The sequence below is a fragment of the Rhodococcus sp. IC4_135 genome, assembly GCF_011602025.1.
Taxonomy (GTDB): domain Bacteria; phylum Actinomycetota; class Actinomycetes; order Mycobacteriales; family Mycobacteriaceae; genus Rhodococcus_F; species Rhodococcus_F baikonurensis.
Window position 1 is genome coordinate 1 of record NZ_JAAOLG010000137.1, and the last position, 408, is coordinate 408.

Sequence of the window (408 nt, forward strand, 5' to 3'; positions counted from 1 at the left end):
GCGATGACCTCGGGAAGAGCATGTCCCGATACCTGGTCGACCAGATCGAACACCATCCGCGGGTCACCGTGCACCGGCACACCGAGATTCGTGCGGTCCACGGCGAGAAATACCTCGAAGCAATTGCGGTCGAGGACAATCGCACCGGCGACCAGGACACGATTCGGGTGCGCGCCCTGTTCGTCTTCATCGGGGCAGTACCGCACACAGGGTGGCTTGCCGACGCGATCGCACTCGACGACCACGGCTTCGTCCTCACCGGTGTGGACGCGATCCACGCACGAGCGGACGGCAGCCTGCCAATCAACGGCGGCCTGTCCAGGACGCTCGAAACCAGCCTGCCCGGCCTGTTCGCGGCGGGCGACATCCGCCGCGGTTCGGTGAAACGAGTCGCATCCGCCGTCGGTG

General features: G+C 65.9%; 1 protein-coding gene. It reads left to right on the top strand.

What is annotated here, in order from left to right; translation table 11 throughout:
• Nucleotides 1–408, top strand: a 408-nt coding sequence (locus tag G8767_RS35350) for an FAD-dependent oxidoreductase (protein WP_166814305.1), incomplete at both ends; no start/stop codon positions are given.